General features: G+C 68.2%; 26 protein-coding genes. 8 read left to right on the top strand and 18 right to left on the bottom strand.

The genetic code is table 11. The features are described from left to right. Positions 1-4,683, top strand: a 4,683-nt coding sequence (locus ACZK4S_RS14910) for a CLIPPER-2 domain-containing protein (RefSeq protein ID WP_463644793.1), incomplete at its 5' end; no start/stop codon positions are given. Positions 4,684-4,821: 138 nt separating this feature from the next. Here the strand turns inward: ACZK4S_RS14910 and ACZK4S_RS14915 are convergent. Both ACZK4S_RS14915 and ACZK4S_RS14920 read right to left on the bottom strand, forming a co-directional pair. Continuing rightward, positions 4,822-5,097, bottom strand: a complete 276-nt coding sequence (locus tag ACZK4S_RS14915; protein ID WP_463644794.1) for a hypothetical protein — start codon at positions 5,095-5,097, stop codon at positions 4,822-4,824. 36 nt (positions 5,098-5,133) lie between these two features. Further along, positions 5,134-5,631, bottom strand: coding sequence for a hypothetical protein (locus ACZK4S_RS14920; protein ID WP_076063362.1), 498 nt, complete (start codon positions 5,629-5,631; stop codon positions 5,134-5,136). Positions 5,632-5,755: 124 nt separating this feature from the next. On the opposite strand from ACZK4S_RS14920, the gene ACZK4S_RS14925 reads away from it, so the two are divergent. Next, positions 5,756-7,033 (top strand): MFS transporter, encoded by a 1,278-nt coding sequence (locus ACZK4S_RS14925; protein WP_233120806.1) that lies wholly within the window; start codon positions 5,756-5,758, stop codon positions 7,031-7,033. A gap of 39 nt (positions 7,034-7,072) precedes the next feature. On the opposite strand, the gene ACZK4S_RS14930 is transcribed toward ACZK4S_RS14925, so the two are convergent. Further along, positions 7,073-8,851, bottom strand: coding sequence for a bifunctional metallophosphatase/5'-nucleotidase (locus ACZK4S_RS14930; protein WP_463644795.1), 1,779 nt, complete (start codon positions 8,849-8,851; stop codon positions 7,073-7,075). Positions 8,852-8,943: 92 nt separating this feature from the next. Continuing rightward, positions 8,944-9,645 carry an MOSC domain-containing protein gene (locus tag ACZK4S_RS14935; protein ID WP_463644796.1) on the bottom strand — a complete coding sequence of 234 codons (702 nt, stop codon included), beginning with the start codon at positions 9,643-9,645 and terminating at the stop codon, positions 8,944-8,946. Positions 9,646-9,860: 215 nt separating this feature from the next. Here ACZK4S_RS14935 and ACZK4S_RS14940 point away from each other — a divergent pair, with 215 nt between their 5' ends. After that, positions 9,861-10,343, top strand: a complete 483-nt coding sequence (locus tag ACZK4S_RS14940) for a DUF4395 domain-containing protein (RefSeq protein WP_463644797.1) — start codon at positions 9,861-9,863, stop codon at positions 10,341-10,343. Here ACZK4S_RS14940 and sulP read toward each other — a convergent pair whose 3' ends face one another. The 10 genes from sulP to ACZK4S_RS14990 all read right to left on the bottom strand — a co-directional run bounded on the left by sulP (position 10,344) and on the right by ACZK4S_RS14990 (position 16,380). Continuing rightward, positions 10,344-12,086 carry a SulP family inorganic anion transporter gene (gene sulP, locus ACZK4S_RS14945; protein WP_463644798.1) on the bottom strand — a complete coding sequence of 581 codons (1,743 nt, stop codon included), beginning with the start codon at positions 12,084-12,086 and terminating at the stop codon, positions 10,344-10,346. It lies immediately after the preceding gene. Positions 12,087-12,095: 9 nt separating this feature from the next. Beyond that, positions 12,096-12,668: a mycothiol transferase gene (locus ACZK4S_RS14950; RefSeq protein ID WP_463644799.1), complete on the bottom strand. Its 573-nt coding sequence runs from the start codon at positions 12,666-12,668 to the stop codon at positions 12,096-12,098. 84 nt (positions 12,669-12,752) lie between these two features. Further along, positions 12,753-13,226 carry an SRPBCC domain-containing protein gene (locus tag ACZK4S_RS14955; protein ID WP_076063350.1) on the bottom strand — a complete coding sequence of 158 codons (474 nt, stop codon included), beginning with the start codon at positions 13,224-13,226 and terminating at the stop codon, positions 12,753-12,755. Then, a complete protein-coding gene (locus ACZK4S_RS14960; protein WP_076063348.1) occupies positions 13,223-13,564 on the bottom strand; it encodes an ArsR/SmtB family transcription factor in 342 nt (113 codons plus the stop codon). The genes ACZK4S_RS14955 and ACZK4S_RS14960 overlap by 4 nt, the downstream gene beginning before the upstream one ends. A 25-nt stretch (positions 13,565-13,589) precedes the next feature. Further along, the gene (locus tag ACZK4S_RS14965) at positions 13,590-14,216 is read right to left on the bottom strand and encodes a YdcF family protein (RefSeq protein WP_076063346.1); all 627 of its coding nucleotides are present in this window, start codon (positions 14,214-14,216) and stop codon (positions 13,590-13,592) included. Next, complete coding sequence (locus ACZK4S_RS14970; protein WP_158069085.1) at positions 14,213-14,371, bottom strand: hypothetical protein; 159 nt, start codon at positions 14,369-14,371, stop codon at positions 14,213-14,215. Before ACZK4S_RS14970 ends, ACZK4S_RS14965 begins: the two co-directional genes overlap by 4 nt. Before the next feature lie 10 nt (positions 14,372-14,381). Next, on the bottom strand, positions 14,382-15,020 hold the full coding sequence (locus ACZK4S_RS14975) for an NUDIX hydrolase N-terminal domain-containing protein (RefSeq protein ID WP_459396685.1): 639 nt from the start codon (positions 15,018-15,020) through the stop codon (positions 14,382-14,384). Between the two features lie 95 nt (positions 15,021-15,115). Beyond that, positions 15,116-15,385 carry a hypothetical protein gene (locus tag ACZK4S_RS14980; protein ID WP_076063342.1) on the bottom strand — a complete coding sequence of 90 codons (270 nt, stop codon included), beginning with the start codon at positions 15,383-15,385 and terminating at the stop codon, positions 15,116-15,118. Positions 15,386-15,535: 150 nt separating this feature from the next. Continuing rightward, positions 15,536-16,021 carry an SRPBCC family protein gene (locus tag ACZK4S_RS14985; RefSeq protein ID WP_076063340.1) on the bottom strand — a complete coding sequence of 162 codons (486 nt, stop codon included), beginning with the start codon at positions 16,019-16,021 and terminating at the stop codon, positions 15,536-15,538. Between the two features lie 20 nt (positions 16,022-16,041). Then, entirely contained in the window at positions 16,042-16,380 is a 339-nt protein-coding gene (locus ACZK4S_RS14990; RefSeq protein WP_076063338.1) for an ArsR/SmtB family transcription factor, read from the bottom strand. Between the two features lie 143 nt (positions 16,381-16,523). Between ACZK4S_RS14990 and ACZK4S_RS14995 the strand changes: the two genes are divergently transcribed. After that, positions 16,524-18,752 carry a spermidine synthase gene (locus ACZK4S_RS14995; RefSeq protein WP_463644800.1) on the top strand — a complete coding sequence of 743 codons (2,229 nt, stop codon included), beginning with the start codon at positions 16,524-16,526 and terminating at the stop codon, positions 18,750-18,752. A gap of 61 nt (positions 18,753-18,813) precedes the next feature. Then, positions 18,814-19,221 carry an SRPBCC family protein gene (locus ACZK4S_RS15000; RefSeq protein ID WP_076063335.1) on the top strand — a complete coding sequence of 136 codons (408 nt, stop codon included), beginning with the start codon at positions 18,814-18,816 and terminating at the stop codon, positions 19,219-19,221. A 3-nt stretch (positions 19,222-19,224) separates the two neighbouring features. Here ACZK4S_RS15000 and ACZK4S_RS15005 read toward each other — a convergent pair whose 3' ends face one another. Further along, positions 19,225-19,929, bottom strand: a complete 705-nt coding sequence (locus tag ACZK4S_RS15005) for a class I SAM-dependent methyltransferase (protein ID WP_463644801.1) — start codon at positions 19,927-19,929, stop codon at positions 19,225-19,227. A gap of 182 nt (positions 19,930-20,111) precedes the next feature. Here ACZK4S_RS15005 and ACZK4S_RS15010 point away from each other — a divergent pair, with 182 nt between their 5' ends. The 3 genes from ACZK4S_RS15010 (at position 20,112) to ACZK4S_RS15020 (ending at position 22,197) form a co-directional block, all read left to right on the top strand. Beyond that, on the top strand, positions 20,112-20,456 hold the full coding sequence (locus ACZK4S_RS15010) for an ArsR/SmtB family transcription factor (protein ID WP_209455172.1): 345 nt from the start codon (positions 20,112-20,114) through the stop codon (positions 20,454-20,456). 3 nt (positions 20,457-20,459) lie between these two features. Further along, a complete protein-coding gene (locus tag ACZK4S_RS15015) occupies positions 20,460-21,659 on the top strand; it encodes an MFS transporter (protein WP_463644802.1) in 1,200 nt (399 codons plus the stop codon). Positions 21,660-21,735: 76 nt separating this feature from the next. Continuing rightward, positions 21,736-22,197 (top strand): P-loop nucleotide/nucleoside kinase family protein, encoded by a 462-nt coding sequence (locus ACZK4S_RS15020; RefSeq protein WP_463644803.1) that lies wholly within the window; start codon positions 21,736-21,738, stop codon positions 22,195-22,197. A 10-nt stretch (positions 22,198-22,207) separates the two neighbouring features. On the opposite strand, the gene ACZK4S_RS15025 is transcribed toward ACZK4S_RS15020, so the two are convergent. The 3 genes from ACZK4S_RS15025 to ACZK4S_RS15035 all read right to left on the bottom strand — a co-directional run bounded on the left by ACZK4S_RS15025 (position 22,208) and on the right by ACZK4S_RS15035 (position 25,318). Continuing rightward, positions 22,208-23,497, bottom strand: coding sequence for an MFS transporter (locus tag ACZK4S_RS15025; protein ID WP_463644804.1), 1,290 nt, complete (start codon positions 23,495-23,497; stop codon positions 22,208-22,210). Between the two features lie 91 nt (positions 23,498-23,588). Further along, positions 23,589-24,068 (bottom strand): ASCH domain-containing protein, encoded by a 480-nt coding sequence (locus tag ACZK4S_RS15030; RefSeq protein ID WP_463644805.1) that lies wholly within the window; start codon positions 24,066-24,068, stop codon positions 23,589-23,591. A gap of 53 nt (positions 24,069-24,121) precedes the next feature. Continuing rightward, positions 24,122-25,318 (bottom strand): IS110 family RNA-guided transposase, encoded by a 1,197-nt coding sequence (locus ACZK4S_RS15035; protein WP_463644441.1) that lies wholly within the window; start codon positions 25,316-25,318, stop codon positions 24,122-24,124. Between the last annotated feature and the right edge of the window lie 234 nt (positions 25,319-25,552).

Below are 25,552 nucleotides of genomic sequence, written 5' to 3' on the forward strand. Positions count from 1 at the left end.
GCCTCGATGGAGTGCTCGGCCACCTACGCGGTGACCCAGGCCGATCTGGACGCGGGTTCTGTGGACAACACCGCCACCACCGAGGGCACCCCGCCTGCCGGTGAGCCGGTGACCGACACCGACGACGAGACGGTGCCGGCCAGCCAACTGCCCGACATCGATCTGGTCAAGACGGCGAATGTGGAGACCTACGACGCGGTGGGTGACGTGATCACCTACACGTTCGTGGCCACCAACACCGGCAACGTGACGCTGACCAATGTCACCATCGTCGATCCGCTTCCCGGTATGTCCGGGCTCACGTGCGTCCCGGCCCAGCCGACGACGTTGGCTCCGGGTGCCGCCATGGAGTGCTCGGCCGCCTACGCGGTGACCCAGGCCGACCTCGACGGCGGTTCGGTGTACAACCTCGCCACCACCACCGGCACCCCGCCGGTGGGCGACGAGGTCACCGACACGGACGACGAGACCGTGACCGCGGCCACCGAGCCGGCGATCATGATCGTCAAGACCGCCGACGTGGCCACCTATGACGCGGTGGGTGATGTGATCACCTACACGTTCGAGGTGACCAACACCGGCAACGTGACGCTCGACGATGTCACCGTCACAGACCCCCTGCCAGGCCTCTCCGCGCTGGTCTGCACTCCGGTCCAGGGCTCGTCCCTCGCGCCGAACGCGACTATGGAATGCAGCGCCACCTATGCCGTGACCCAGGCCGACTTGGACAACGGTTCCGTCGACAACACGGCTACCACCACCGGCGCCCCTCCGGTTGGTGACGAGGTGACCGACTCGGACGACGAGACGGTGCCGGCGACGCAGTCGCCCGCGATCGACCTGGTCAAGACGGCGGATGTGGCGACCTACGTCGCCGTGGGTGACCTGATCACCTACACCTTCGTGGCCACCAACAGCGGCAACGTGACGCTCACGGACGTGGTTATCACGGATCCGCTCCCGGGTCTCTCGGGCCTCACGTGTGATCCCGCGCAGCCCACCACGCTGGCGCCCGGGGCCTCCATCGAGTGCACGGCGACCTACGCGGTGACCCAGGCTGATCTGGACGCCGGTTCGGTGGACAACACCGCCACCGCCACTGGCACCCCGCCGGTGGGTGACGACGTGACCGACTCGGACGACGAGACGGTGCCGGCGACGCAGTCGCCTGCGATCGAGCTGACCAAGGACGCCGACGTCGCGACCTACGACGCGGTGGGTGACGTGATCACCTACACGTTCGTGGCCACCAACACCGGCAACGTGACGCTCACAGACGTGAAGATCTCTGATCCGCTGCCGGGGCTTTCGGACCTGACGTGTGTTCCGGCCCAGCCGACGACGTTGGCTCCGGGTGCCTCGATCTCCTGCACGGCGACCTACTCGGTGACCCAGGCTGATCTGGACAACGGTTCGGTGGACAACACCGCCACCACCACCGGCACCCCGCCGGTTGGGGACGACGTGACCGACTCGGATGACGAGACGGTGCCGGCGGCCCAGCTGCCCGACATCGACCTGGTCAAGACGGCGGATGTGGCGACCTACGTCGCCGTGGGTGATGTGATCACCTACACCTTCGTCGCCACCAACACCGGCAACGTGACGCTCACTGATGTGACGATCACCGATCCGCTGCCGGGCCTCTCGGCGCTGGTCTGTGCGCCGGTCCAGGGCTCCACCCTGACACCGGATGCCACCATGACCTGCACCGCGACCTACGCGGCGACGCAGGCGGATCTCGACGCCGGCTCGGTCTACAACCTGGCCACCACCGAGGGCACCCCGCCCGTGGGTGAGCCGGTGACCGACACGGACGATGAGACAGTCACGGCTGCCGTCGAGCCGGCGATCCTGCTGGTCAAGACGGCTGATGTTGAGAGCTACGACGCGGTGGGTGATGTGATCACCTACACGTTCGTGGCCACCAACACCGGCAACGTGACGCTCACGGACGTGGTCATCACGGATCCGCTGCCGAACCTCTCGGCACTGACCTGTGATCCCGCGCAGCCCACCACGCTGGTGCCCGGGGCCTCGATCGAGTGCTCGGCCACCTACACGGTGACCCAGGCTGACCTGGACGCCGGTTCTGTGGACAACACCGCCACCACCGTCGGTACGCCGCCGGAGGGCGAGAATGTCACGGACTCGGATGACGAGACCGTCCCGGCCACCCAGTCGCCGTCGATCGAGCTGACCAAGGACGCCGACGTGGCGACCTACGACGCGGTGGGTGATGTGATCACCTACACGTTCGTGGCCACCAACACCGGCAACGTGACGCTCACGGACGTGGTCATCACGGATCCGCTGCCGAACCTCTCGGCACTGACCTGTGATCCCGCGCAACCCACCACGCTGGTGCCCGGGGCCTCGATCGAGTGCTCGGCCACCTACACGGTGACCCAGGCTGACCTGGACGCGGGTTCTGTGGACAACACCGCCACCACCGTCGGCACGCCGCCGGAGGGCGAGAATGTCACGGACTCGGATGACGAGACGGTGCCGGCCACCCAGTCGCCTGCGATCGAGCTGATCAAGGACGCCGACGTGGCGACCTACGACGCGGTCGGTGACGTGATCACCTACACGTTCGTGGCCACCAACACCGGCAACGTGACGCTCACCGACGTGGTCATCACGGATCCGCTGCCGAACCTCTCGGCACTGACCTGTGATCCCGCGCAGCCCACCACGCTGGCGCCCGGGGCCTCGATCGAGTGCTCGGCCACCTACACGGTGACCCAGGCCGATCTCGACAACGGTTCGGTCGACAACACCGCCACCACCGAGGGCACGCCGCCCGCCGGTGAGCCGGTGACCGACACCGACGACGAGACCGTCCCGGCCACCCAGTCGCCGTCGATCGATCTGGTCAAGACGGCCGACGTGGCCACCTATGACGCGGTCGATGACGTGATCACGTACACGTTCCTGGTGACCAACACCGGCAACGTCACCCTGACTGATGTCCAGGTGACGGATCCGCTCGAGGGCCTCTCGGCGCTGGAGTGCACGCCGGCGATGGGCGCCACCCTGGCTCCGCAGGAGACCATGGAGTGCTCTGCCACCTACAGCGTCACCCAGGCAGACCTCGACGCCGGTTCGGTCGACAACACCGCCACCACCACCGGCACCCCGCCGGCCGGCGACGATGTGACCGACACCGACGACGAGACGGTGCCCGCCACCCAGACCCCCGCCATCCAGATCGTCAAGTCTGCGGACCTGACGAGCTACGATGCGGCCGGCGACGTGGTCACCTACACGCTGACGGTGACCAACACCGGCAACGTGACGCTGACCAATGTGACCGTGTCCGACGAGATGCTCGCCGTGGATGCCGCGGCCTGTGCGGCGACTCTTGTTCCGGGAGCGAGCTGTGAACTCAGCTTCGAGTACACCGTGACCCAGGCCGACGTGGATGCGGGCAGCATCTACAACCTGGCGTCGACCACGGGTACGCCTCCCGGCGAGAACCCGCCGGTCACCGATGACGATGACGAGACCGTGCCCGGGGACCAGTTCCCGGCCATCGAGATCATCAAGACCGCTGACGTCGAGTCGGTGGACGCTGTCGGTGACGTGGTCACCTACACGCTGACGGTGACCAACACCGGCAACGTGACGCTGACCGACGTGGTGGTCTCCGACGAGATGCTGGACATCGAGAACGCGCTGTGCGCCGAATCCCTGGCCCCTGCCGAGCAGTGCTCGATGGAGCTGGAGCACACGGTGACGCAGGCAGACCTCGACGCCGGCGAGATCGTCAACGTCGCGACGACGACGGGTACGCCTCCTGGCGACAACCCGCCGCCCACCGACGAGGACGACGAGACCGTCGTGGTCGACCAGCTGCCGGCGATCTCGCTCGACAAGTCGGCGGACAAGGTGCAGTACGTGGTCGTGGGTGAGGTCATCACCTACAACCTCCTCGCCACCAACACCGGCAACGTCACCTTGACCGACGTGGTGATCAGCGACGAGATGTTCAACCTGACAGACGTCCTGTGCGCCGAGTCGCTGGCTCCGGGGGAGCAGTGCCTGATCGAGCTCAAGCACACCGTCAGCCAGGGCGACATCGACGCGCGGTTCGTGCACAACATCGCGGTCGTCGAGGGCACCGCCCCCAACGGTGACATCGTCACCGACGAGGACGACGTCCTGGTTGAGTCTCCGGAGGTCGTTCCCCCGACGACCGGCATCGAGATCGTGAAGAGCGCCGACGTTGCCGGCCCGGTCCGGCTCGGCGACAAGATCGTCTACAGCTTCAAGGTGACCAACACCGGTGAGGCGACGCTGACCGACGTCAGGGTCGATGATCCGAAGCTGAAGGCGGCGGGCATCTCGGTGACCTGCCCGGTGACCGAGCTCGCGGCCGGCCAGTCGACCACCTGCACCGCTTCGGCGGCCTACGTGGTCACCGCGGCAGACGTGGCGGCGGGCAAGGTGCTCAACGTCGCGACTGTCACGGGGCTGACACCGAACGACACGCCGGTCACGGACCAGAGCGACCACCAGGTGCCGGCGCGCCCCGCTCCGGCCCCGAAGCCGATCGTCAAGAGCGGCGACCCGACGGGCATGGGGACCGATACCGGTCTCATTTTGACCGGTGTCGCGCTGCTCCTGATGGCCGGTGGAGCTACCGCGATGGCGACGAGGAGCCGTCGGCGTAGCTGAGTTGTGAGCCTCCGGGGCGGGTATCGTCCCCCCATCCCGCCCCGGAGGCCCGCCTGGTTCGCTCACCACGGATCAGAAGGACCGCCCCCGCGCCTCATGGCGCGGGGGCGGTTCTGTTGACGGGTCGAATCCGGTGGGTCAGGTGTCGAGGTGCGTCATCGACACGTTGGTCAACCGCACCTGGGGCATCGTCTCCGCGCCCCGGCGCAACAACTCGGCGACGGCCATCGACGCCACCACATTGGGCGACTGGGCCAACAGGGCGTCGAGATCCGCCCCGGGCGTCTGCTCCCCCTGGTAGCCGATGTCCTCGCCGCGCATCGTGGCGGCGTCCACGCGGTCTGCGAGGTGTTGCCTACCGATCGCCTTCGCGCCTTCCGGGTCCATCACGTCGATGGTGAACTCGAGCCTCATGTGGTGTTTCGTCATGGCGTCCCTCCGGTGCCCGGCTCAGCCGAGCGTGCCGGCCGGCGCCGAGCGTGCGTTGAGGACGCAGCGGCTGGCGGCGTCGGGGATCTCGGTCTCGAGCGTGAAGTCGAGGGTCTCCCCGGCAGGAACAGCCGCTTCCTGGAACACCTTGACCGACAGCGAGCTGCCGCTGCCGTCCTTGCCGAGCCAGATGACGGCCACGACGAGGTCTCGGGCCTCGTCGGCGGTGTTGGTGACGGTGCCGGTTGCCTCCACCGGGCCAGCCTCGAGGCCGCATTCCTCGAGCTTGACGTCTGCGGCGATGCCCGCCTCCTCGGCGCCGAGGGCGGGGATCTCCTCGCGCTCACCGTGCGCAATGGGCGACGGTTCCACCGCGGGGGTGGAGCTCTCCATGGGTTCTGCCGACGGCGACTGGCCGTCTGCGGTGACCGCCGTCGTGCTGGTCGCCGACGAATCGGGCGTCGGGCCCTCTTCTCCGGCCCCGGTGCAGCCGGTGAGGATCACACCGGAAAGTGCCACGGCAGCGAGTGTTCTGCGGAAATCCATGTCAGTAGCCCCATCTCATCTTGGTTCCGTTTCGGCTTCAGACTACTGCACCTTGTACCCTCGCCGTCGTGGAGAGAACGGTGGCCGTACGGTGAGCATGGTGGCAGGGTTGCGCCGCCTGTTCGCGGACACCAGACCCTTGCGGACGCCGGATTTCCGGCGGTTGTGGACGGCGAACATCGTGACCGTCATCGGCGCCCAGCTCACCGTCGTGGCGGTCCCCGCGCAGATCTACTCGATCACCGGATCCTCCGGCATGGTGGGGCTCACGGGCCTGTTCGGGCTCGTGCCGCTGGTGGTGTTCGGGCTCTGGGGTGGTGCCTTGGCGGATCACCTGGACCGGCGGCTCCTGCTGGAGGTCACCACGCTGGGCATGGTCGTCACCTCGGCGCTGTTCTGGCTCCAGGCCTTCCTCGGCATGGGCAACGTCTGGTTGCTGCTGGTGCTGTTCGCCGTGCAACAGGCGTTCTTCGCGATCAACCAGCCCACCCGCACGGCGATCCTCCCGAAGCTCCTGTCCGAGGACCAGCTACCCGCCGCCAACGCGCTCAACATGACGGTGATGTCGGCCGGCGCGATCGCGGGGCCGCTCGTGGGCGGGGCCCTCATCCCGGTGCTGGGCTACTCCTGGCTGTACTTCGCGGACACCCTCACGCTCTTCGCGACGCTCTATGCGGTGTGGAAGTTGCCCCCGCTGCCCGTCGACAACCCCCAGGGCGCCCCCGGGCTGCGCTCCGTCTGGGAGGGCCTGGCCTACCTCACCGGCCACAAGATCCTGTTGCTGAGTTTCCTGGTGGACCTCATCGCGATGGTGTTCGGCATGCCGCGCGCGCTGTTCCCGGAGATCGCGCACGTGGCGTTCGGGGGCCCAACCGAGGGCGGGACGGAGTTCGCGCTGCTGTTCGCCGCCATCCCCGCCGGAGCGGTGCTGGGCGGGGTGTTCGGCGGATGGGTGTCGCGCGTCCAGCGCCAGGGCGCCGCTGTGCTGTGGGCGGTGGCAGTGTGGGGAGTCGCGATGACCGTTGCCGGGCTGGCGGTGGGGCTGGCGCCGTGGGCACCGAACGCGATGCTGGCCTTCATGTTGGGGGCCCTCGTCGTCGGGGGCGCGGCCGACATGGCCTCGGCCGCCTTCCGGCAGACCATCCTCCTCGCGGCCACGGACGACGCCCGTCGCGGGCGGCTCCAGGGTGTCTTCATCGTGGTGGTGGCCGGTGGGCCCCGCATCGCCGACGTGGTGCACGGTGGCGCCGCGGAGGCCGTCGGCCCGGCCTGGGCCACGGGCGGCGGTGGGCTTCTGGTGCTGGTCGGCCTCGCCGTCGCCGCGCTGCTGTTCCCGGCCTTCCGGCGCTACCGCGCAGGAACGACGACGGGGTGAGACCGGCCACCTCGGCCGGCCCCACCCCGCGGGTCATGCTCAGACGGGGGCGCCGTCGATCACGAGCCGCCAGTTGTCCTGGAAGAACTGGCTCTGGTCGATGACCTGGTTGGCCACCGCCCAGTCGATCAGCAGTTGACGGATCTCCTGCATCTCGTTGTAGACGACCGGGGCCGAAGCGATGTGCGGGAAGTTGCCGCCGCCGCTCCGGCGGTAGTTGTTCACCGCGACGACGAACTGCTGGTCGTCCGCGACCGACACGCCGTCGAGGGTGACGTCCGAGATGCGCGATCCCACCGGCTGGGTGAGGTCGATCTCGTAGTCGACGCCCGAGAGGATGTCGTAGTTGTAGTCCCACACCTGCTGGCCGTCGTGGACGACGGAGGTGTGGAGCTCGGGATCGAACGTGGCGCCGGAGGGCAGCTGCGCGAAGTACTTGGCGGAGAACTCCAGGTAGTCACGGATCTCGGCGCCGGTCATCACGACGGCCTCCAGCGTGTTGTCGTAGATGTAGAGGCCGGCCATGTCGCGGATGGTGACGTCACCTTCAGGGAACACCGCGGTGCGGCTGAACGGGGCCGCGATGCTCAGCACGGGAAGGTCGCCGTGCTCGGTGCCGGCCAGCGCCTGCTGCACGGTCTGCGTCTGCACCATCTGGATGTAGTCGATGATCGCGGTGTCGCGGTAGCGGCTCTCGGTGGCGGGCAGCTCGGCCAGCGAGGTGGCGATCGTGGTGTTCACGTAGTCGACGGTGGTGGTGTGGGCGTCCTCGAGTTCGGCGAGGAATTCCTCGTCCGGGGCGAAGTCGCGGGAGTAGATGGGAGCCGCGTCGGCAGAGACGACGGTCCACTGACCGCGGACCTTCTGCAGGTCGAAGGTCAGGTCGCTGACGCCGGAGGCCCACCAGCGAGGCTGGGTGAGCAGCACGTCGCGGCCGGTGACCTCGTTGGTGATGCGCTGGACCGGGGCGTCGCGGTGCGTGTGCCCGAGCACCATGGCGTCGATGCCCGGCACCTCGCGGGCGATGTCGGCGGCCGGGTTCTCGTCGCCCAGGCCGGTGGCCTCGGTGTCGTAGCTGGACAGCCCGACGCCGGCGTGGCTGAGCACCACGACGATGTCGGCGCCGGCCTCGCGGACCTTCGGCACCCAGTACTGCGCGGCGTCCACCATGTCGGTGATGCGCACCTCGCCCTCGAGGATGGCCTTGTCCCAGATCATCGAGCCGGGAGTGGTCAGGCCGAGGAAGCCGATGGTGACGGGCTTGTTGTCGCTCACCTTGCGCGTGACCAGCTCGAACGGCTGGTAGGCGGGCTCGCCGGTCTCGGCGTCGACGACGTTGGCGCCCAGCACCGGGTGGGCCGCCTCGTCGATGTAGGCGTCGAGCAGGTCGAGGCCGTAGTTGAACTCGTGGTTGCCCAGGTTTTGCGCGTCGTAGCCGATGTGGTTGAACGCGTCCGCCATGGGGTGCGTGTCGCCCGTGACGGTGATGGGCTCCTGCTTGGCGTAGTACGTGGTCAGCGGGGTGCCCTGGAGGAAGTCTCCGTTGTCGACGACGAACACGGAGTCCGCACCGCGCTCCTCGCGCACAGACTCCACGATGCTCGAGACCTGCGCGAGGCCGATCTCGTGGCCCGCCCGCTCGCTGTAGGGCTGGTTCGAGAAGTAGTTCCAGTTCTGCACGTTGCCGTGCACGTCCGAGGTGGCGAGGACGGTGACCTGGGTGGTCTGCTCGCTGCGCGGATTGGGTGCGGCCGTGGCGGGCGTCACGAGCGTGACGCCGAGCGCGACGGCGGCCGCGAGCGCGATGGGAGTGCGCATGTTTCTCCTTGTGAGACAGGGGTCGGGACCCTCGCAGCGTAAGCTCGCCCAGGCTCACTTCCCGGCCTCGTCAGCGGGAATTCATCCAACCTTCACGCCCTCGTTCCCTGGGTGCGGGCGGTGTCGTCCTCCGGGTGCCCGGCGAGCCTCTTCTCCAGCCGCTCGCGCCACCGTGGGGGCAGCAGTTCGGAGCGCAGGAGGCGGCGGGCGCCGTCGAGATCCTTCTTGTCGCGGTTCATGACGCGGGCCACCTCGGCGACGGTGGGCTCCGCGGGGCGTTCCAGGAGTTCGACGGCATCGCCGGCGGCCACGATCCCGGGCTCCAGGACCCGGATGTACCACCCGGACCAGCCGGTTTCCTGCACCTGCAGCACGAGGTCCTTGACGCCCCAGCGTTGCGCCAGTTTCCAGCAGGGGGAGCGCGGCTGGCTCACCTGCACGACGGCGCCGCCGAGACGCCACGTCTCGCCCAGCACGACGGTGGTCTCGTCGGGGCCTGAGCCGGTGAGGTCGCCGAGGGTGACGTTCTCGAAGAAGCCGCCGTCGGGCAGGGTGAGGCCCTGTTCGGCGGCCCAGCGGGGATAGTGGTGGCCGGCGTAGAGGAGCGCGGCCTTCTCCGGGCCGCCGTGCACCGCGGTGTCCGCCTGCGCGTCGCCGTCGAAGCCCAGCGGGCCGAGGCGGACGGCGCCGTCGACCGGGCGCTTCACGGCGGCGCTGCGCACCTCGCGGCCGTCCCAGACGTGGGTCTGCGCGCGGCCCACCCGGACGGCGTTGACTCGGGCGAGGAGATCCATGCCCTCACGATAGGCGCGGGGTGGCCATCAGGTCATGTTGTCTGCAGAGGATCGACGCTTCCTGGGCCGCGCCGTCGAACTGGCGGAGGCCGCGCTCGTGCGGGCGCTGCACCAGCGCCGGGTGCGTTCCTGAGTTTTATTCCGCGGGCGGGGGTTTTCCGCCCTCAGCAGACGGGCTAGGAGAGGCGCGGTCCGTCCGCTTAGGCTCCACGTCCATGAGCATCATCGGATTCCCTGACCCGGTCAATGAGAAGGCGGCGCGCGTCGTCGCCGCCGGTGTCTGTGCGTCGGCCGTGCTGGTGCTCGCCACCGGTTGGCAGTGGCTCGTCCCGTTCATGGCCGTGGGCTTCCTGCTCCGCGTGCTGTCCGGTCCGCGCTTCAGCCCCCTCGGGCTCCTCGCCACGAGGGTGGTCGCGCCGCGGCTGGGGGAGCCGGTGCTGGTCTCTGGGCCGCCGAAGCGCTTCGCGCAGGGCATCGGGCTGGCCGTCACCACCGTCGCCTCCCTGCTCGGCCCCGCGCTCGGATTGGCGCCGGCCGCGTCGGTGCTCATCGGGGTGCTGGTGCTGTTCGCCTTCCTGGAATCCGTCCTCGGCTTCTGCGCCGGCTGCTGGCTGTACGGCCAGCTGATCCGGGCCGGCGTGGTGCGCCAGGACAGCTGCACGAGTTGCGCCGACATCTGGGCGCCGCGTCAGGCCTGATCACACGGGCGCCGCCGGGGGAAGCCCCTCGGGCGCGGCCCCGAAAGTCGCCTGGTACCACCGCACATAGGCCTGCACCGCCGTCGGGAGCGTGGCGAAGATGCGGTCGTCGCCCACCCTGTCGATGAAGCCCGTCCGCTCCAGCTGATCCCGCGTCTCCTGCTTCACGCGCGCCATCGCGAACGAGATGCCCCGGGCCTCGAGGTTCTCGCGGAGGAGCTCGAGGGTGTCGACGGCGGTGAGATCCCATTCGGTGTTGGCCTCCGCGTTGAGCAGGAACCAGTGCACCGGCTGTTCCGCCGTCTCGACCGCGTTCTCCGCGCGGGCGAGGAAATTGTCGGCGTTGGCGAAGAACAGCGGCGAGTCGTAGCGGTAGACCACCAGGCCGGGCACCTGCCGGGCGTCGGGGTAGTCGTCCACGTCGTGCATCCCGGGCAGCTTGGGCACGTAGCCCAGCACGCCGTCGTGGGGACGCGAGATGCGGCGGATGAGGTCGAGGATCGACAACCCGATGGCGATGCCGATGCCGATCAGGATGCCGGTGACCAGCACGGCCGCGATGGTGACCAGCATCAGGATGAGCTCGCTGGTGCGGAAGCGGGCGATGCGACGCATCTCCGCGAGGTCGACGAGGCGGGTGGCGGCGTACATGACCAGCGCGCCCAGCCCCGCCGTCGGGAAGGAGGCGAGCACCGAGCCGGCGAACAGGAGCACCGCCACCACGCTGCCGAGCGCGACGAGCGAGTGGAGTTGGGTGCGCGAGCCGGCGGAGTCGCCGAGGACCGTGCGCGAGTTGCTCGACGAGACGGGGAAGCCCTGGAGGAATCCGGTCAGCACGTTGGCGGTGCCGAGGGCGAGGAGTTCCTGGGAGGCGTCGATGCGCTCCCGGCGCTTCACCGCGAAGGCCCGGGCGGTGAGCACGTTGTCGGTGTAGCCCACCACGGCGATGCCCAGAGCGAAGGGGAAGAGCGCCCAGACGGAGAGGTCGCCGAGCGCGGGCACCCGGGGGGCGGGCAGGCCGCTGGGGACCGGGCCGATGGTCTCGAGGCCGAAGCGCTGCAGGTTGAAGAACGCGACGGCGGCCGCGCCGAGGAGCAGCGCGATGAGGGGGCCGGGGGCGGTGGGGAAGAACCTGCGGGCGAGGAACAGCAGCACGAGCAGGACGAGGGTCAGGGCCGCCGTCGGGAGATGGGCCTGCGGCAGTTGGGTGAGGAAGGACCAGGCCTCGTTGACGGGCCGCTCGCCGGAGACGTCCAGCTTCGTGACTTTGCCGAGTTGGCTGAGGATCATCAACACGCCGATGCCGGCCATGTAGCCCACCAGAACCGGCCGGGAGAGGAGGTCGGCGAGGAAGCCCAGCCTCAGCAGCCAGCCCGCGAGGCAGACCAGACCGACCGCGATGGCGAGGATCGCGGCCACGTCCGCGTGCCGTTCAGGGCCCACGGCACCCACGAGGGCGGCGATCCCGGCGGCCGTCATCAACGCCGTCGACGCCTCCGGGCCGATGGACAGCTGGCGGGAGGTGCCGAGGGCGGCGTAGACCGCCAGCGGGATGAGGATCGCCCAGAGCCCCGCGACGGTGGGCAGTCCCACGATGGCTGCGTAGGCCATCACCTGGGGGACGAGGTAGGCGGCCACTGTGATGCCGGCGACGAGGTCGCCTCTCAGCCACGGCCGCTCGTAGCGGCGCAGCACCGCGACACCGGGGAGGAACCTCTCCCAGCCACGCCGCGTGTCGCCCATGGCCGGAATCTACCGCTCAGGACGCCAGCCTTCGGGCGGATCCTCGCCGACGACACCGTCGACGGCTTCGCGGAGGAGATCGGCGTGCCCCGTGTGGCGGGAGTACTCCTCGACGACGTCGTGCAGCATGCGGCGCAGTGTCATCTCCACGCCCCAGACCCGGCCGAGGTGGACGGTCTGGTCGAGGTCGCCGTCGAGGAGGAGGTCCGCGATCTTCTGGCGGGAACGGGCGACGGCGGCGTCGTAGTTGGCGTAGAGCTCCTCGGGGGAGTCATCGGCGGCGGAGGTGAACGGCCAGTTGCGCTCCTCCTCGCTGGACAAGTCCAGCGACGCCCACGGTTCACCCGGGTGGCTTCCGTCGATCGCCCAGGTGAACTTGGTGGCCTCCACCTGGGTGAGGTGCTTGATCAGGCCGCCCAGCGTGAGGATGGAGGCGCCGATCCTGGTGTTGAGGGCCGCGGAATCCAGGCCGTCGACCTTCCACCGGAACGTCCAGCGCATGCGGTCGAGCGAGCCGAGGAGCTGCTCGACATCGGTGCCCGCCAGAGGCGGTTCCCAGGGGGTGAGGTCTTCGTCGGCCATGACAGCAGCCTAAGCCGCACGCGGTGCCGGCGGTAGGCCCTGAGGGGTATCCCCGGGCAGGAAAGGCCTGCCCGGGGACGGTGGTCAGGCGGACATGTTGCTTCCGGATTCCAGCAGGCTCTTGAGGTCCGAGAGCACCCACGGCCAGCCGCCTCCACCCTGAGCGGGGTCGTGCCCGCCGGCGAACTCGGCGCCGGTGCCGGGTGCCGCGCTCAGGTCGTGCGTGAGGACCACCTTGGTGAGGCCGCCCGGGTACTCGGTGAGTTCCCAGGTGAGGCGGGTGGGCTCCAGGTCCTGGTGCCAGGTGGGCTGCCAGGTGAGTTCGAGGCGGTTCGGCGCGTCGACGCTGATGACCTCACCCTCGACGGCGACCTCGCCCATGCCCATGGCCTTCATCTCGTCGGTGGAGAGGTTGCGGTAGCGGCCGCCGGTTGTGAGATCGACGTCGACGTCGCCGCCGTAGCCCCATTTGCGCGTGTACTCCGGAGTGGTGATGGCCTCCCAGACGGTGGCCTTCGGGGCCTTGATGTAGATGGTGTAGACCTGCAGGTCGCTCATGATTCGTCCTCTGGTTCGAGTCGGTGCTTGAGGTGGAGGAGGCCCGCGGCGATCTCCGCGCGGCCGGTGTACTTGCCGATCCACCGGTTGTGGATCTGCTGGATGGGCACGGGGTTGAGGAAGTGCAGCTTCTGGCGTCCCCGCCGGACGGGGGTGACGAGATTGGCGGCTTCGAGGACGCGGAGATGCTTGGCGACTCCGAAGCGCGTCATCTCGACGTGCTCGTTGACGACTTCTTCGAGCTCACCGAGCGGGCGGCCGTCCCGCTCGAAGAGGGCGTCAAGGAGGAGCCGGCGGATGGGATCCGCCAACGCCTTGAACACCAGGTCGTCGTCCATACCGGAACATTAGGTGACTAGTTGGTCACCTGTCAATGGTCCTCCAGGACGTGGCGGGGAGGCGCGGGTTGCGCCACTCGCGGTAGCGGGCGACCACCTCGTAGACCATGGTGCGGAGCTTCCACCGCCAGCGCTCGAGGGGCCGGAAGTCGTCGGCCGGGGCGAGCCTCGCGGCCATCGCCGGGTCCTGGCGCAGCAGGAACTGGCGGGCGCGCCAGGCGTGCATGGGGTCCGACACCAGACGGATCACGTCGTGGTGGCCCACCAGGGGTGCGGAGAACTGCAGGTTCTGCCACGTGCTCAGGGCTTCCTCCTCCAGCACGATGAGGCTGCCGGGGATGCCCTGGGACTGTGCGTAGGCCGCCATGGCCGAGGCTTCGCTGGTCCCCGTCTTCGCCGTCGTGCCGGTGAAGACCACCATCGTGACGCGGGGATTCATGGTGCGCACGGCGATGTCGACGCGCCACCGTTGCAGCGGGTGGAGGGAGCCGTCGGGGTGGGTGGGGCAACCGAGCACGATGAGGGCCTCGGTGGTCTTCGGGCCGGTGCGTGGCCGGCCGTAGTTGCGGGTGCTGGCCCAGCAGTGGGCCACCTCGGGTAGCGCCACCAGGGCTGTGCCCATGCCAACTGCCACCGACACCCATCGCTTCATGCGGCAAGCCTAGGCCGGTGCAGCCTGGCCCAGCGGACGGAGCGGCCGTGGGCCCGCGCCCAGCCGAGGGGGCTGCCGTCGAGGGCGGTCTCGGTGGCGAACCACTCGTAGAGCCGGTCGATCGGCTCCGATTCCAGGAATCGGCTGCCCCTCATGTCGCCCTGCTCAATCCAGCGTCGCCGGGCCGGGGTTCTGCCAGTGGCGGTGCAGCAGGGCGATCTGTTCCGGCAGGATGCGGGAGACCGAGAGCTCGGGCAGCGCGTCGACGGCGAACCAGCCGATCTCGCTGGTCTCGTCGCTGGTGTAGGCCAGGTCGACGGGGGCGAGGGCCTCACAGACGAACAGCATCTTGTAGCAGTGGTGGTCCAGCGGCGGCTGGTGCCCCCAGACCTCGCGGTCCAGGACGGCGGCCAGGTGCCCGGCCCGCACGGCGACGCCGGCCTCTTCGAAGACCTCGCGCTCGATGGAACCGCGCGGCGTCTCACCCACGTCGCACCACCCGCCGGGGAGCGTCCAGAGGTCGTCGTCGAGGATCTCGCGGACCAGCAGGACGCGGCCCTCGTCGTCGAACACCGCGCCGCGCACGTCGATCTTCGGCGTGGTGTAGCCGGCCGTCGAAGCCACTTCCCGGTCGAACGGCGGGAGTTCATCCCGCGACACCATCTGCAGGAGGTCGCGGCCGATCTCCGCCACCCGATGGAACCGCCCGATGTCGAACTCGTCCGTGCAGTAGGCCAGTGCGCTCTCCGAGATGGCGGTGAGCTCCATAGCGATGCGGTGCAGGTCCTGGGACGCCGTGTTCATGCTTCCGACCGTAGCGGGTTGTGTGTCCGCCTCGACGCGGCGACAGGCCAAGGTCGATGGCCTGGCTGGTCATCCTGTCGTGAGTCAGCGAATGATCAGAGATCGGGTTCCTCCTGGGCGATGCGGTCCTCGATGGTCTCCTCACCGGGCTCATCCAGGTGCAGGGCGTCGTCGACAGGACGCTCGAGGTTGTCGGGAGTCATGTCGGCCGCGTCCTCACCTTCGTCGATGAGATCCTGGGTGCTGAGATCCTCACGGATCACCTCGCGGTGCTCGCGCGCCGCGTCGTCGATCCGCTGCGCGAGCAGTTCGTTGTCCTGATCGGGGTCTACGAAGTTCTCTGGGGCCATGTCATCAGTGCTCATGCTCCACCCTGACAAGGGGCGTTGACTGGTCGCATCCCCCTTGGGGGTAGAGGTCGACCGGCGGGCTGGGCCCGAGTGCCGAAATATCGAGGGAGGTTCCTGCCACATCGAGCGCACTTAGCGGGATGTGGCAGGAACCTCCCTCCAAATTCAGGCAGCTACCAGCTCGTCGATCTGGTTGACCGCCTGAGTGGCGCCCTCCTCCATGCCCATGTCCAGCACGGTCTGCAGATCCTCGGCCGACTGGTAGACGGTGGTGGCCACCAGCCTCGACCCTCCGTCGGTGGACTCGAAGCGGAAGGTGTTCTCGCCCACGGGGAGGTTCTCTTGCGGGGTGAAGTCGTCGTTGGCGAAGCCGTCCAGGAAGCGGAAGCTCTGGCCGTCGTTGACTTCCTTGATGTCCCAGTAGCCGTGGAAACGCTCGCCCTCGGGGCTGGTCATGTAGTAGTTCATGCGGCCGCCGGGCGTGAGGCTGTGATCGACGAACGTGGCGGGGTATCCGGGCGGGCCCCAGACCCGCTCGAGCTGGCGAGGATCTGCGTAGATCTGCCAGAGTCGTTCGACGGGTGCGGCGAACTCGGCGGTGAGCGTCAGGCTGTGTTCGTCGAGATTACGGGAGATGTCGGTGACAGGCATGGTGTCCTCCTCGGGGACGGTCAGTGGGTGCCTGGGGATTCACGCAGGAGGTCGTCGATCCGCGCCACGCGTCCGCGCCAGATGTCCTCCAGCTCGTCGAGCATGGAGGCGACTGATCTCACTGCCTCGAAGTCGCCGCTTGCGAGGGCCTCGCGCCCTTGGCGGCGCTTGGTGATGAGGCCCGCGCGTTCAAGCACGGCGACATGTTTCTGGACGGCCGCGAAGCTCATGTCGTACTTCGCTGCCAGGACGGAGACGGAGTGCTCACCGGCGAGGACGCGGCGCAGGATGTCGCGCCGGGTCCTATCCGAGAGCGCGTGGAACAGCGCATCTGCGCGATCCTCGTCCGTCTCAGCCATGACACCAATCTACAACCATCTGGTTGTATGTCAAGGGCGAATTGGCTGGCTTCATGCAGCCATCGTTTCCCGGCGAACCGATAGCGCCTGGGCGCTAAAGTGTCCTCGTTGTCCGGTGGGCGACTGGGGTAGGGGGACCGACAGTGAGCGTCGACATTGAGGCCGTGACCACAACACAGCCAACGGGAGTCCGCGCGGCTGGAGCAGGTTCTCTAGCCGTTCCCGTTGTTTTCGCTTTGACGTCGTTCGTCGGCGCCGGACTGCTCTTCGTCGTGCAACCCATGGTGGCCCGGCTCGTCCTCCCGCAATTCGGCGGCTCATCGACGGTCTGGAGCACCAGCAGCCTCTTCTTCCAGGTGGTGCTCCTGGTTGGCTATCTCTACGCCCATGCCAGTACGAAGACGCTTGGCGGAAAGAGGCAGCCTCTGCTGCACGTCGCACTCCTGCTGCTGCCCTTGATGGCGCTACCTGTCGCGGTTCCGGAAGTGGTGCAGGTGGACGGTTCGCCCGTGTTGTGGCTCCTGCGCACGCTCGCTCTCACCATCGGCCTGCCGTTCGCGGTTATCTCGACGACTGGACCGCTCCTGCAGAAGTGGTACTCCTGGACCGTCGGCCGACGATCTGAGGACCCGTACTTCCTGTTCGCCACCAGCAACTTGGGGAGCTTTGGAGGGCTCTTGGCCTATCCCTTCCTCGTTGAGCCCCTCCTCACACTGGATCAGCAGCGGATCGGATGGTCGCTCGGCTTCGGGCTCTTCATGGTGCTGATGGCCGCATGCGCCGTCATTGCGGCAGTGTCATGGCGTCGGTCGGGGGCGCTGGCGGCGTCCACCGCTGCCGCGGTGCTGCCCTCAGCTCCAGGCCTACGGCCTTCGGAGGTCCTGCGCTGGTTGGGGCTCGCGTTCCTCCCGTCGACGCTGATGCTCGGCGTGACCGCACACATCTCCACCGACGTGGCGGCCATCCCCCTGATGTGGGTGGTGCCGCTGGCGATCTACCTGGCAACGTTCGTCGTGGCCTTCGCCCGATCATCGCGGACGGTGGGAAGGGGCTGGCTCGTTGGCGTGGCTGTGACAGCGACTCTTTCCATCGTGGCATGGGTGCAAGGTCCGGTGTTCGGCATCTGGGCGGTGGTGCTCATCGATCTCCTGTTACTGCTCTCGGTCGCGTTCACTGCCCATGCCCAGCTCGCCGCCCGTCGCCCATCCACGGCCCACCTGACGTTCTTCTACATCATCGTGGCGGCCGGCGGTGCCCTCGGCGGCCTCCTCAATGGCTTCATCGCCCCCGTTCTCTTCAACGGTGTGTGGGAGTTCCCGGTGGCCGTTGTGGCCGCCGTCGCGCTGGCATGGTCGTTGGGGGGCAACCCACTACGCGTACTCCGCGAGCGGTATCACCCCGGGTTCGTCGTCGTCCTGGAATCCGCAGCGATGTTCATCCTTCTTGCGGTGGCGATGTTGGCTTCCACGCGCCAGTCCGACATGCCCGCCCTTCTCCTACTGGGCCTCTGGACAGCACTCGCGCTGATCATGAGCGCCCGCCCGAAGGCGCTGACGGTCGCACTGATCGGGTTGGCCCTTCTCCCGATCATTACTGGCGACCAGGTGGTGCTCAGGGACCGCTCCTTCTACGGCAGTTACGCCGTCAAGGACGTCGACGGGTGGCGTGTCTTCTCTCACGGCACCACCATCCATGGGCAGCAGTCGCTGACTCGAGGCCAAGAGCCATCGACCTATTACGCCCGAACCGGTCCCGTCGGGGATGCGTTCGAGGCGGCCGACGCGCCGACCGCCGTGGGTGCAGTAGGCCTGGGAGTGGGCACGATCGCCGCCTACGGCCAACCTGGGCAGAGCCTGACATTCTTCGAGATCGACCCGTCAGTCATCGAGGTTGCCGCGGATCCCGAGCTGTTCACGTACCTGAGCGACAGTGCCGCAGATATTCAGTACGTCGTGGGTGATGGGAGGCTCAGACTCGAAGAGCAACCACGCGGTTCGTATGATCTGCTCCTCCTTGACGCGTTCACCTCGGACGCCATCCCGGTCCACCTCCTCACCCAGGAAGCGTTCGCAACCTATGCGGGCACGCTCAGCGAGGACGGGCTTCTGATGGTGCACATCAGCAATCGGGTGTTCGATCTTGAGCCCGTGGTTGCGGCCGGTGCCGATGAACTGGGTTGGCAACTCGCCGTCGGCTCGGGTGAGGCCGACGATGAAACCGGCGCGACACCCTCGAAATGGGTCGCGATATCGTCCGATCGGGACAAGATCACCGAGTTGCTCGCGCAAGATGGCTGGCGGGAACCCGGTGAGCGGCGCGTGGAGTGGACCGACGACTTCTCTTCGGTGCTGACCGTTCTCGATCTCAAGTAGGCCGAGGCTGAGTTTGAGTCCGGTGCCTTCGCACCACGCGCTCAGGTGACAGGCTGGGCTCATGGAGAGTCGCCACCTCAGCCGCGTCATCAAGGCTTCGCCGGAGAGCGTCTACGAGTTCGCCTCAGACCTGGACAAGCTGCCGCTCTGGGCGGCGGGCCTGGCCGAGGCGGAGGTCGAGCGGCACGCAGGCACCGTCGTCGTCGATTCACCCATGGGCCGCGTCGAGGTGCAGTTCGTGGCCAGGAACGAGTACGGCGTGCTGGACCACGACGTGACGCTGCCGTCAGGGGAGGTGGTCCACAACCCGCTGAGGGTGCTGGCCCACCCGGACGGGGCGGAGGTCGTCTTCACCGTGCGGCAACTGGATCTCAGCGATGAGGAATTCGAGCGCGACTGCCAGATGGTGGCCGATGACCTCACCAGGCTCAAGGAGATCGTCGAGGGCCCCGCGGCTCGTCGGGGCTAGGGTTCACGGCTGATCGGCGACCCTCTCGAGGGCGAAGAAGAGGAACGAGACGAAGCGACGGGGAATCGGCCTGCCGTCCGGCTGACGCAGGAGTTCCTCCGGCGTGTCGTCGGAGACGGGCGGTTCGCTGATGGAGGTGATGCGGAAACCTGCCGTCGTGAAGTCCTCGACCATGGCGTGCAGCGGCCGGTGCCAGGTCATGAGCGTGGCCGGCGTCCCGGCCAGTTCCACCTCCATCGGCCATTCGACGATCGGGAAATACCTGCCCTCGTCGAGGGCGTACGCCAGGGGGTGGTTGACCGACAGCAGGAGCCGCCCTCCGGGCTTGAGGACCCGTCGGAATTCTTGGAGGGGCTCGGCCCAGTCGCGCAGATAGTGCAGCGCCAGGGAGCAGACGATGTCGTCGAACTCCTCGTCCTGGTACGGCAGGGGTTCGCCCAGATCCGCCTGCCGGAGGTCCGCCTTCGGCCCGAGCCGACGGCGCGCCAGTTCAAGCATGCCGGCGCTCGCGTCGAACCCCGCGACCTCCGCCCCGCGCTCGCGCAGCGCCGCGAAGAGCGGGCCGGCGCCGCAGCCCGCGTCGAGGATGCGGCGGCCGCGCACGTCGCCGGCGAGGCCCAACATCGCGGGGCGCTCGTAGTACGCGTTGAGCAGGCTGGCCTCGTTCTCTTCGGCGTAGGCGGCGGCGAAGTCGTCGTAGCCGCTCACTGTTCTCCCCTGAGGACGTGTTGGGCGCAGGTGGGGGCCCAGCGGGCGAGGAGGTGCCGGTCTTGTTTGATGAGCGTCTGCATGGAAGGCATGTCACCACTCTGCCATTGAGACGGTTCCCAGCCCTGCAGGAGGGCCGGCGCAGATATCTGCATATCCGGATGTATGAATATGATGTGTCCGTGAAACGTCACGACATCGCCTTCCCCCCGGCCGCCAACCAACTCGACGTCGCCGCGGGACTCTTCCGCGCGATGGCGGACCCGACGCGCCTGCTGCTGATGGTGGCGCTCCTCCGGGCTGAGTTGAGTGTCGGCGAACTGGTGGAGATGTGCGGTCGACCTCAGAGCACGGTGAGCCGGCAGCTGGCGGTGCTTCGACAGGCCGGCCTGCTGACGGCGCGCAGGGACGGCGCCCACGTCCACTACCGCCTCACCAATATCCACGTCGCGGACATGCTGACCCAGGCGCTGGGCCACGCCGAGCACCTCGCCGGCAACCTTCCGCACGACCACGCGAGTGAGTGAGGCGTGAGCTCCAGCATGGTGACGGTGCTCCGCAATCCGCGGTTCGCGAGGTTCTACGGGGCGCAGTCGGTGAGTCAGCTGGGCGACGCCATCCTGTGGATGGCTCTGGCCCTGGTCGCGGTGGAACTCGAGGGTCCGGCGCAGGCGCCGGTGGTGGTGGCCATCGCGTTGACCCTGCGCGTGGCGGCCTTCGTCGCGCTCGGGCCGGTGGCTGGAGTGGTCGCCGACCGCGTCGACCGACGACTCCTGCTGGCCGGCTGCCACGTGGGCCGGATGGTGGCGGTCGGCCTCATGTTCTGGGTCACGGCGCCGTGGCAGGTCTACGTCCTGATGGTGGTGGCCAACGGGTTCACCGCCTTCTTCACGCCGGCGAACCAGGCGACGGTGCCTCTCGTCGCCGGACCCCTGCATGCGCGTGCGGCCTTCGCCCTCTCGGCGGCGACCACAGAGGTGTTCGGCATCGTCGGTCCGGGCCTCGGCGGCCTGGCGGCGCTGGGCCTGGGTGGGCGCTCGCTGTTCCTGGTCATCGGTGGCCTCTTCGGGCTCGCGGCCCTCCTCGTCCTCACGTTGGGGCCGATCAGGGTCAAGCACCACGAGGTGTCAACCACCACGTGGACCGATGTCCGCGACGGCACCTCCCGGCTGTGGCGCGACGGCCACATCCGTTTCGCGCTGCTCGCGGAGCTGGTCGCGGCGATCTCCGGTGCCCTCGTTCTGACCGTCACGGTCGCCCGCGTCCAGGACGGTCTGGGGCTCACTGACGCGCACTTCGGATGGGTCATGGCGGCCTACGGGCTTGGAGCGACGCTTGCCTCGCTGGCCGTCGCGCACCTCGTCGGGGTTTCGCTGGTGCGCTGGATCGCCGTCGGCGCCGTGCTGACCTCCGTCGCGGTGCTGCCCGCCGACCTGACGCCCTACGCGGGGCTGGTCGCGCTCTGGGCGATGGCCGGCGTCGGCCAGAACTGGGTGAACCTGCCCACCGAGACCCTCATCGCCGAGCGCACGCCGGCGTCGGCCCAGGGACGGGTCTATGGCGCCCACTTCGCCTGGAGCCACCTGTGGTGGGGGCTCACCTACCCCCTCGCGGGAGCGCTGGCCGCCCTGTTCGTCGGCCGCACCTTCCTCGCCGGTGGTCTGATCGCGGTGGCCGTTGCCGCGGTTGTCCTGCTGGCTCACCGGCGCATCCTGCGACGAGACTCCTGAAGCATCCCGACTCCGCGGTGGAGGTGGCTCGCGTCCTCGTGGCGCTGCTGGAAAAGTGACCGGTTAAGGTGTCGGCATGTCTCGCGTCGTGTTCATGTGTGGGCCCGCCGGGTCCGGTAAGTCCACCGTCGCGCGCGAGCTCGAGGCCGACGGCATGGCGCGGCTCTCGTTCGACCAGGAAGCGTGGGACCGCGGGCTCCGCTCGATGCCGCTGCCCGCGAACGACCACGCCGACATCGACGCCCATCTCCGACGGCGACTCCTGCAGCTCGTCGCCCACGGGCGCGACGTCGTGTTGGACTTCTCGTTCTGGTCCAGGGACATGCGCGACGACTGGCGGCGACTGCTGGCTCCCCACGGGATCGTGCCGGAGGTCGTCTACCTGGCCACGGACCGGCAGACCTGCCTCGACCGCATCCGGGCGAGGGCTCTGGCCCACGGCGACGATTTCGCGTTGGCGCCTGAGGTCGCGGCGCAGTATTTCGATCACTTCCAACCGCCGACCGCAGACGAAGGTCCGTTGACCATCCGACGCTGAGCGGGTGCGGCTAGGGCTGTGCCGGGGCGGTTTCCTCGTGGGTGGTGACCCAGAAACGGCCCGCTACGACTAGGCCCAGCACCAACAGCGCCGAGGTCAGCAGGAACGGCCAGTCGCGGTCCATGCTCGACAGCCAACCGCTGATCCAACCGAACGGTGCGGTGACCAGCATTACGGCGGTGCGCTGGATCGCCATCACCCGGGAGCGTTCGTGCCGGTCGACGTGCAGCGCGACCAGCGACTCCGCCAGCATGAACAGGATCCCGGCGCCGAATGCGTCGAGCAGCAGGCACACGGCCAGCAGCGCATACGTGGACGCGACGGCCGCCCCGTCCGGGGAAGGGATGCCCACGAGCAGGAACTGGCCCGCGAGGTACACCACGAAGCCGATGAGGGTGGGCGACCTGAGGTGCTTGGCGTGCGTGAGCCGCGGGATGATCGTGAAGAAGAACAGCACCGACAGCAGCGAGCGGACCATCGGGAAGAAGGGCAGCAGCGCGTCGGGGACGCCCAGTTCCTTGTTGATGACCACCTGCCAGAACGTGCCGTTGACCAGCGTGACCGCACCCACGATGGCGGCCACGCACAGCGAGAAGATGGTGCCCTTGGAGCGCAGGATCAGGCCGAGCACGCCGCGGTATTCGGAGAGCAGCCTCCACATGCTGACGCCCCGGGTCTGCTGCATGCGGACGCGGCCCGTCGCGGTCTCCGTCGTGTAGCGGTAGAGGAGCCACACCTTGAGGGCCATGATCACGAACGCGTTGAGGTAGAGGATCCGCACGGCGTGTTCCATGCCCAGGTTCGCCACGAGGAGGGCGGCGATGGGCGCGAAGAGCGCGGAGAACTCAGCGGCGACCTTGACGAGCGAGTAGACCTTGGGGATCTCGGCGCGGTCCACGTCCTCGACGAGCAGGCAGTCCCACGAGTTCTGGGTGACCTGCCAGGCGCCGTTGATGATGGAGGCGATCAGGAACCACCAGAAGTTCTGCGCGAGCGCCCACACCAGGCAGGGGATCACCCAGGCGATGATGTCGAAGACGGCGGTGGTCATGCGTCGGCCCAGCTTGTCGGTGATGACGCCGCTGAGGAGGCCGAACACCACCTGGGAGAGCATGGAGATGGTGGCGAGCAGGCCGATCTGCGCGTCGTGCACGCCCAGCGCCAGCATGTACACCGACGCGTAGGGCAGCACCAGCATCATCGACAGGCCCCACATGGGCTCGGTGTACACCGAGGCGCGGCCGTTGCCGCGGAGCCCGAGGAGGGTCGCGATCAGGGGGTTGCGGGGGCGGCGATGCACCGCCCAAGTCAACTCCAGCGTCGGGGGAATGTCCAACCTTGTGCCCGGCGTCGTGCCGCCGCTCGCTCGGGCCCGGCGGCGCCCCGTGCGATCAGTCGGCGCGGAGCGCGTAGAGCACTTCGAAGCGCTCCAGCACCACCGGCATGTCCGGCGCGAACGGGTGGCTGCCGTCGTCTGCCGCCCGGGCGAGGTCCTCGTGGGTCTGGCGCCAGCTGGCCAACGGCGCCTCGTCGGGCAGCAGCCCCTCGTCGACCTGGTCGAACGGCAGCACCTGTACGTCGGTGGTCATGATGAGCGCGCGGGGCTGCTCGCTGCCGTCCAGGATGATGCTGAGGTCGCCCTTCCCCGGCAGTTGCGCTCCCTCGGCCTCGTACTGCCACAGGAGGCTGGTGTTCGTCGTCTTCGCGCCGACGGCGACCTCGTGGGCCATCCGGTCTGCGGTCTCGGCATCCTCGCCGAAGGCCCAGGCCGCGGGCGGCACCGTGCCGGAGACCCGTGGGCCGATCCATTCCTGGATGGGGTTGAGTTGGGCCCCCTGGCGCGCCCGTTCCCAGAACTCGTTGACGTCCATGGGGCCAGGGTACGTGCCTGTTGCGCCTGGGGGGGGTGTCCCTATGGTTCCTGTCAAGCCGCGGCTGGAGTCCGGGGTTGGTAGAAGCTGCCGTTGCGGAGCATGGCGTGGAGGACATCGACGCGTCGTCGGGCTAGGCAGATGATCGCGGCGTTGTGTTTCTTCCCAGCGGCGCGTTTCCGGTCGTAGTAGGCGCGGGAGTCGGGGTCGTGGAGGGCAGCGAAGGCTGACAGGAACAAGGCCCGTTTGAGGTGTTTGTTCCCTGCTCGCGAGGGGTGTTCGCCTCGGATGCTGCTGCCAGATCTGCGGGTGACAGGGGCCAGGCCGGCGTAGGCGGCGAGGTGTCCTGCGGTGGGGAATGCTGTGCCGTCGCCGATGTCGAGGAGGAGTCTGGCTGCGGTCCTGATGCCGACTCCGGGCATTGACATCAGGAGTTGGGAAAGAGGGTGGGCATCGAGGGCCTCCTCAACCTGTTTCGCGGCTGCAGCGCGTTGGGCCAGGAGTCCTTGGAGTTGGGCAGCCAGTTGGGGCAACACCAGCTCGGCGGCGCGGGTGCCAGGAACAACTACGGTCTGCTCGGTCAGGGCTTTGATGATCGCGTCGACGAGCCGGGTGTGCATTCGGGGCGCCAACGGTTTCGTCGTGGTGGTCAGGCGTCGCCTGCCCGCGGCAGCGAGGCCTGTCGGGCCGCCGAACTTTGCCAACAGGGCGAGGACCGCGGGGTGGCCGATGTTGGCGCCGATGGCGCGTTCGAGGGCGGGATGGATCTGGGTGAGCATGCCGCGGATCCGGTTCGAGACGCGGTTGACTTCGCTGGCCAGGTCGTCGTCGAACCCAACGATCACAGCCAAGTCGGCGATGAGGTCATCGTCGCCGCCGACGCGTCGCAGCGCGTGGGGCATGGTGCGGCCGGCCTCAGCGATGATGAACGCGTCACGGGCGTCGGTTTTCGCGTTGCCCGGGTGGAGATCAGCGATGCGGCGCATCGCCAGCCCGGGCAGATAGGCGACCTCGATACCCATCGCTCGAGCGACGGTCACAGGCAGTGCCCCGATCGTGGCGGGCTGGTCCACGATCACCAACACCGACCCATGGACGGTGAGCTTGTCGAACACCTCGCGCAGGGCAGCCTCGTCTTGGGGCAGGGCCTTGTCATGCAGACGTCTCCCGGCGCTGTTGAGCGCGGTGGCATGGTGGTGTTCCTTGCCTACATCGAGGCCGACGAATACGTCGAACCGGTCTTGGTCCATGACAGTCCTCCTTAGGACCTAATTCTGGTCACCAAGTCGGGCGAAGATCGTCGGCACCCACGTTACGAAGAGACCACGCTGTCGATGCAGCGGGCCGTGTCCCTATCAGCGATCAACCCACGCCACCAGAACCCGGTGACAACACCCCCCGGATCATCTATGACAGGGGCAGTAAGTCATGCCGGGCCTGGTGACCAGAACCCCGACCATCGGGGCTACCTAGAAGGTAACGGG

This window comes from Tessaracoccus zhenghani (assembly GCF_055326325.1).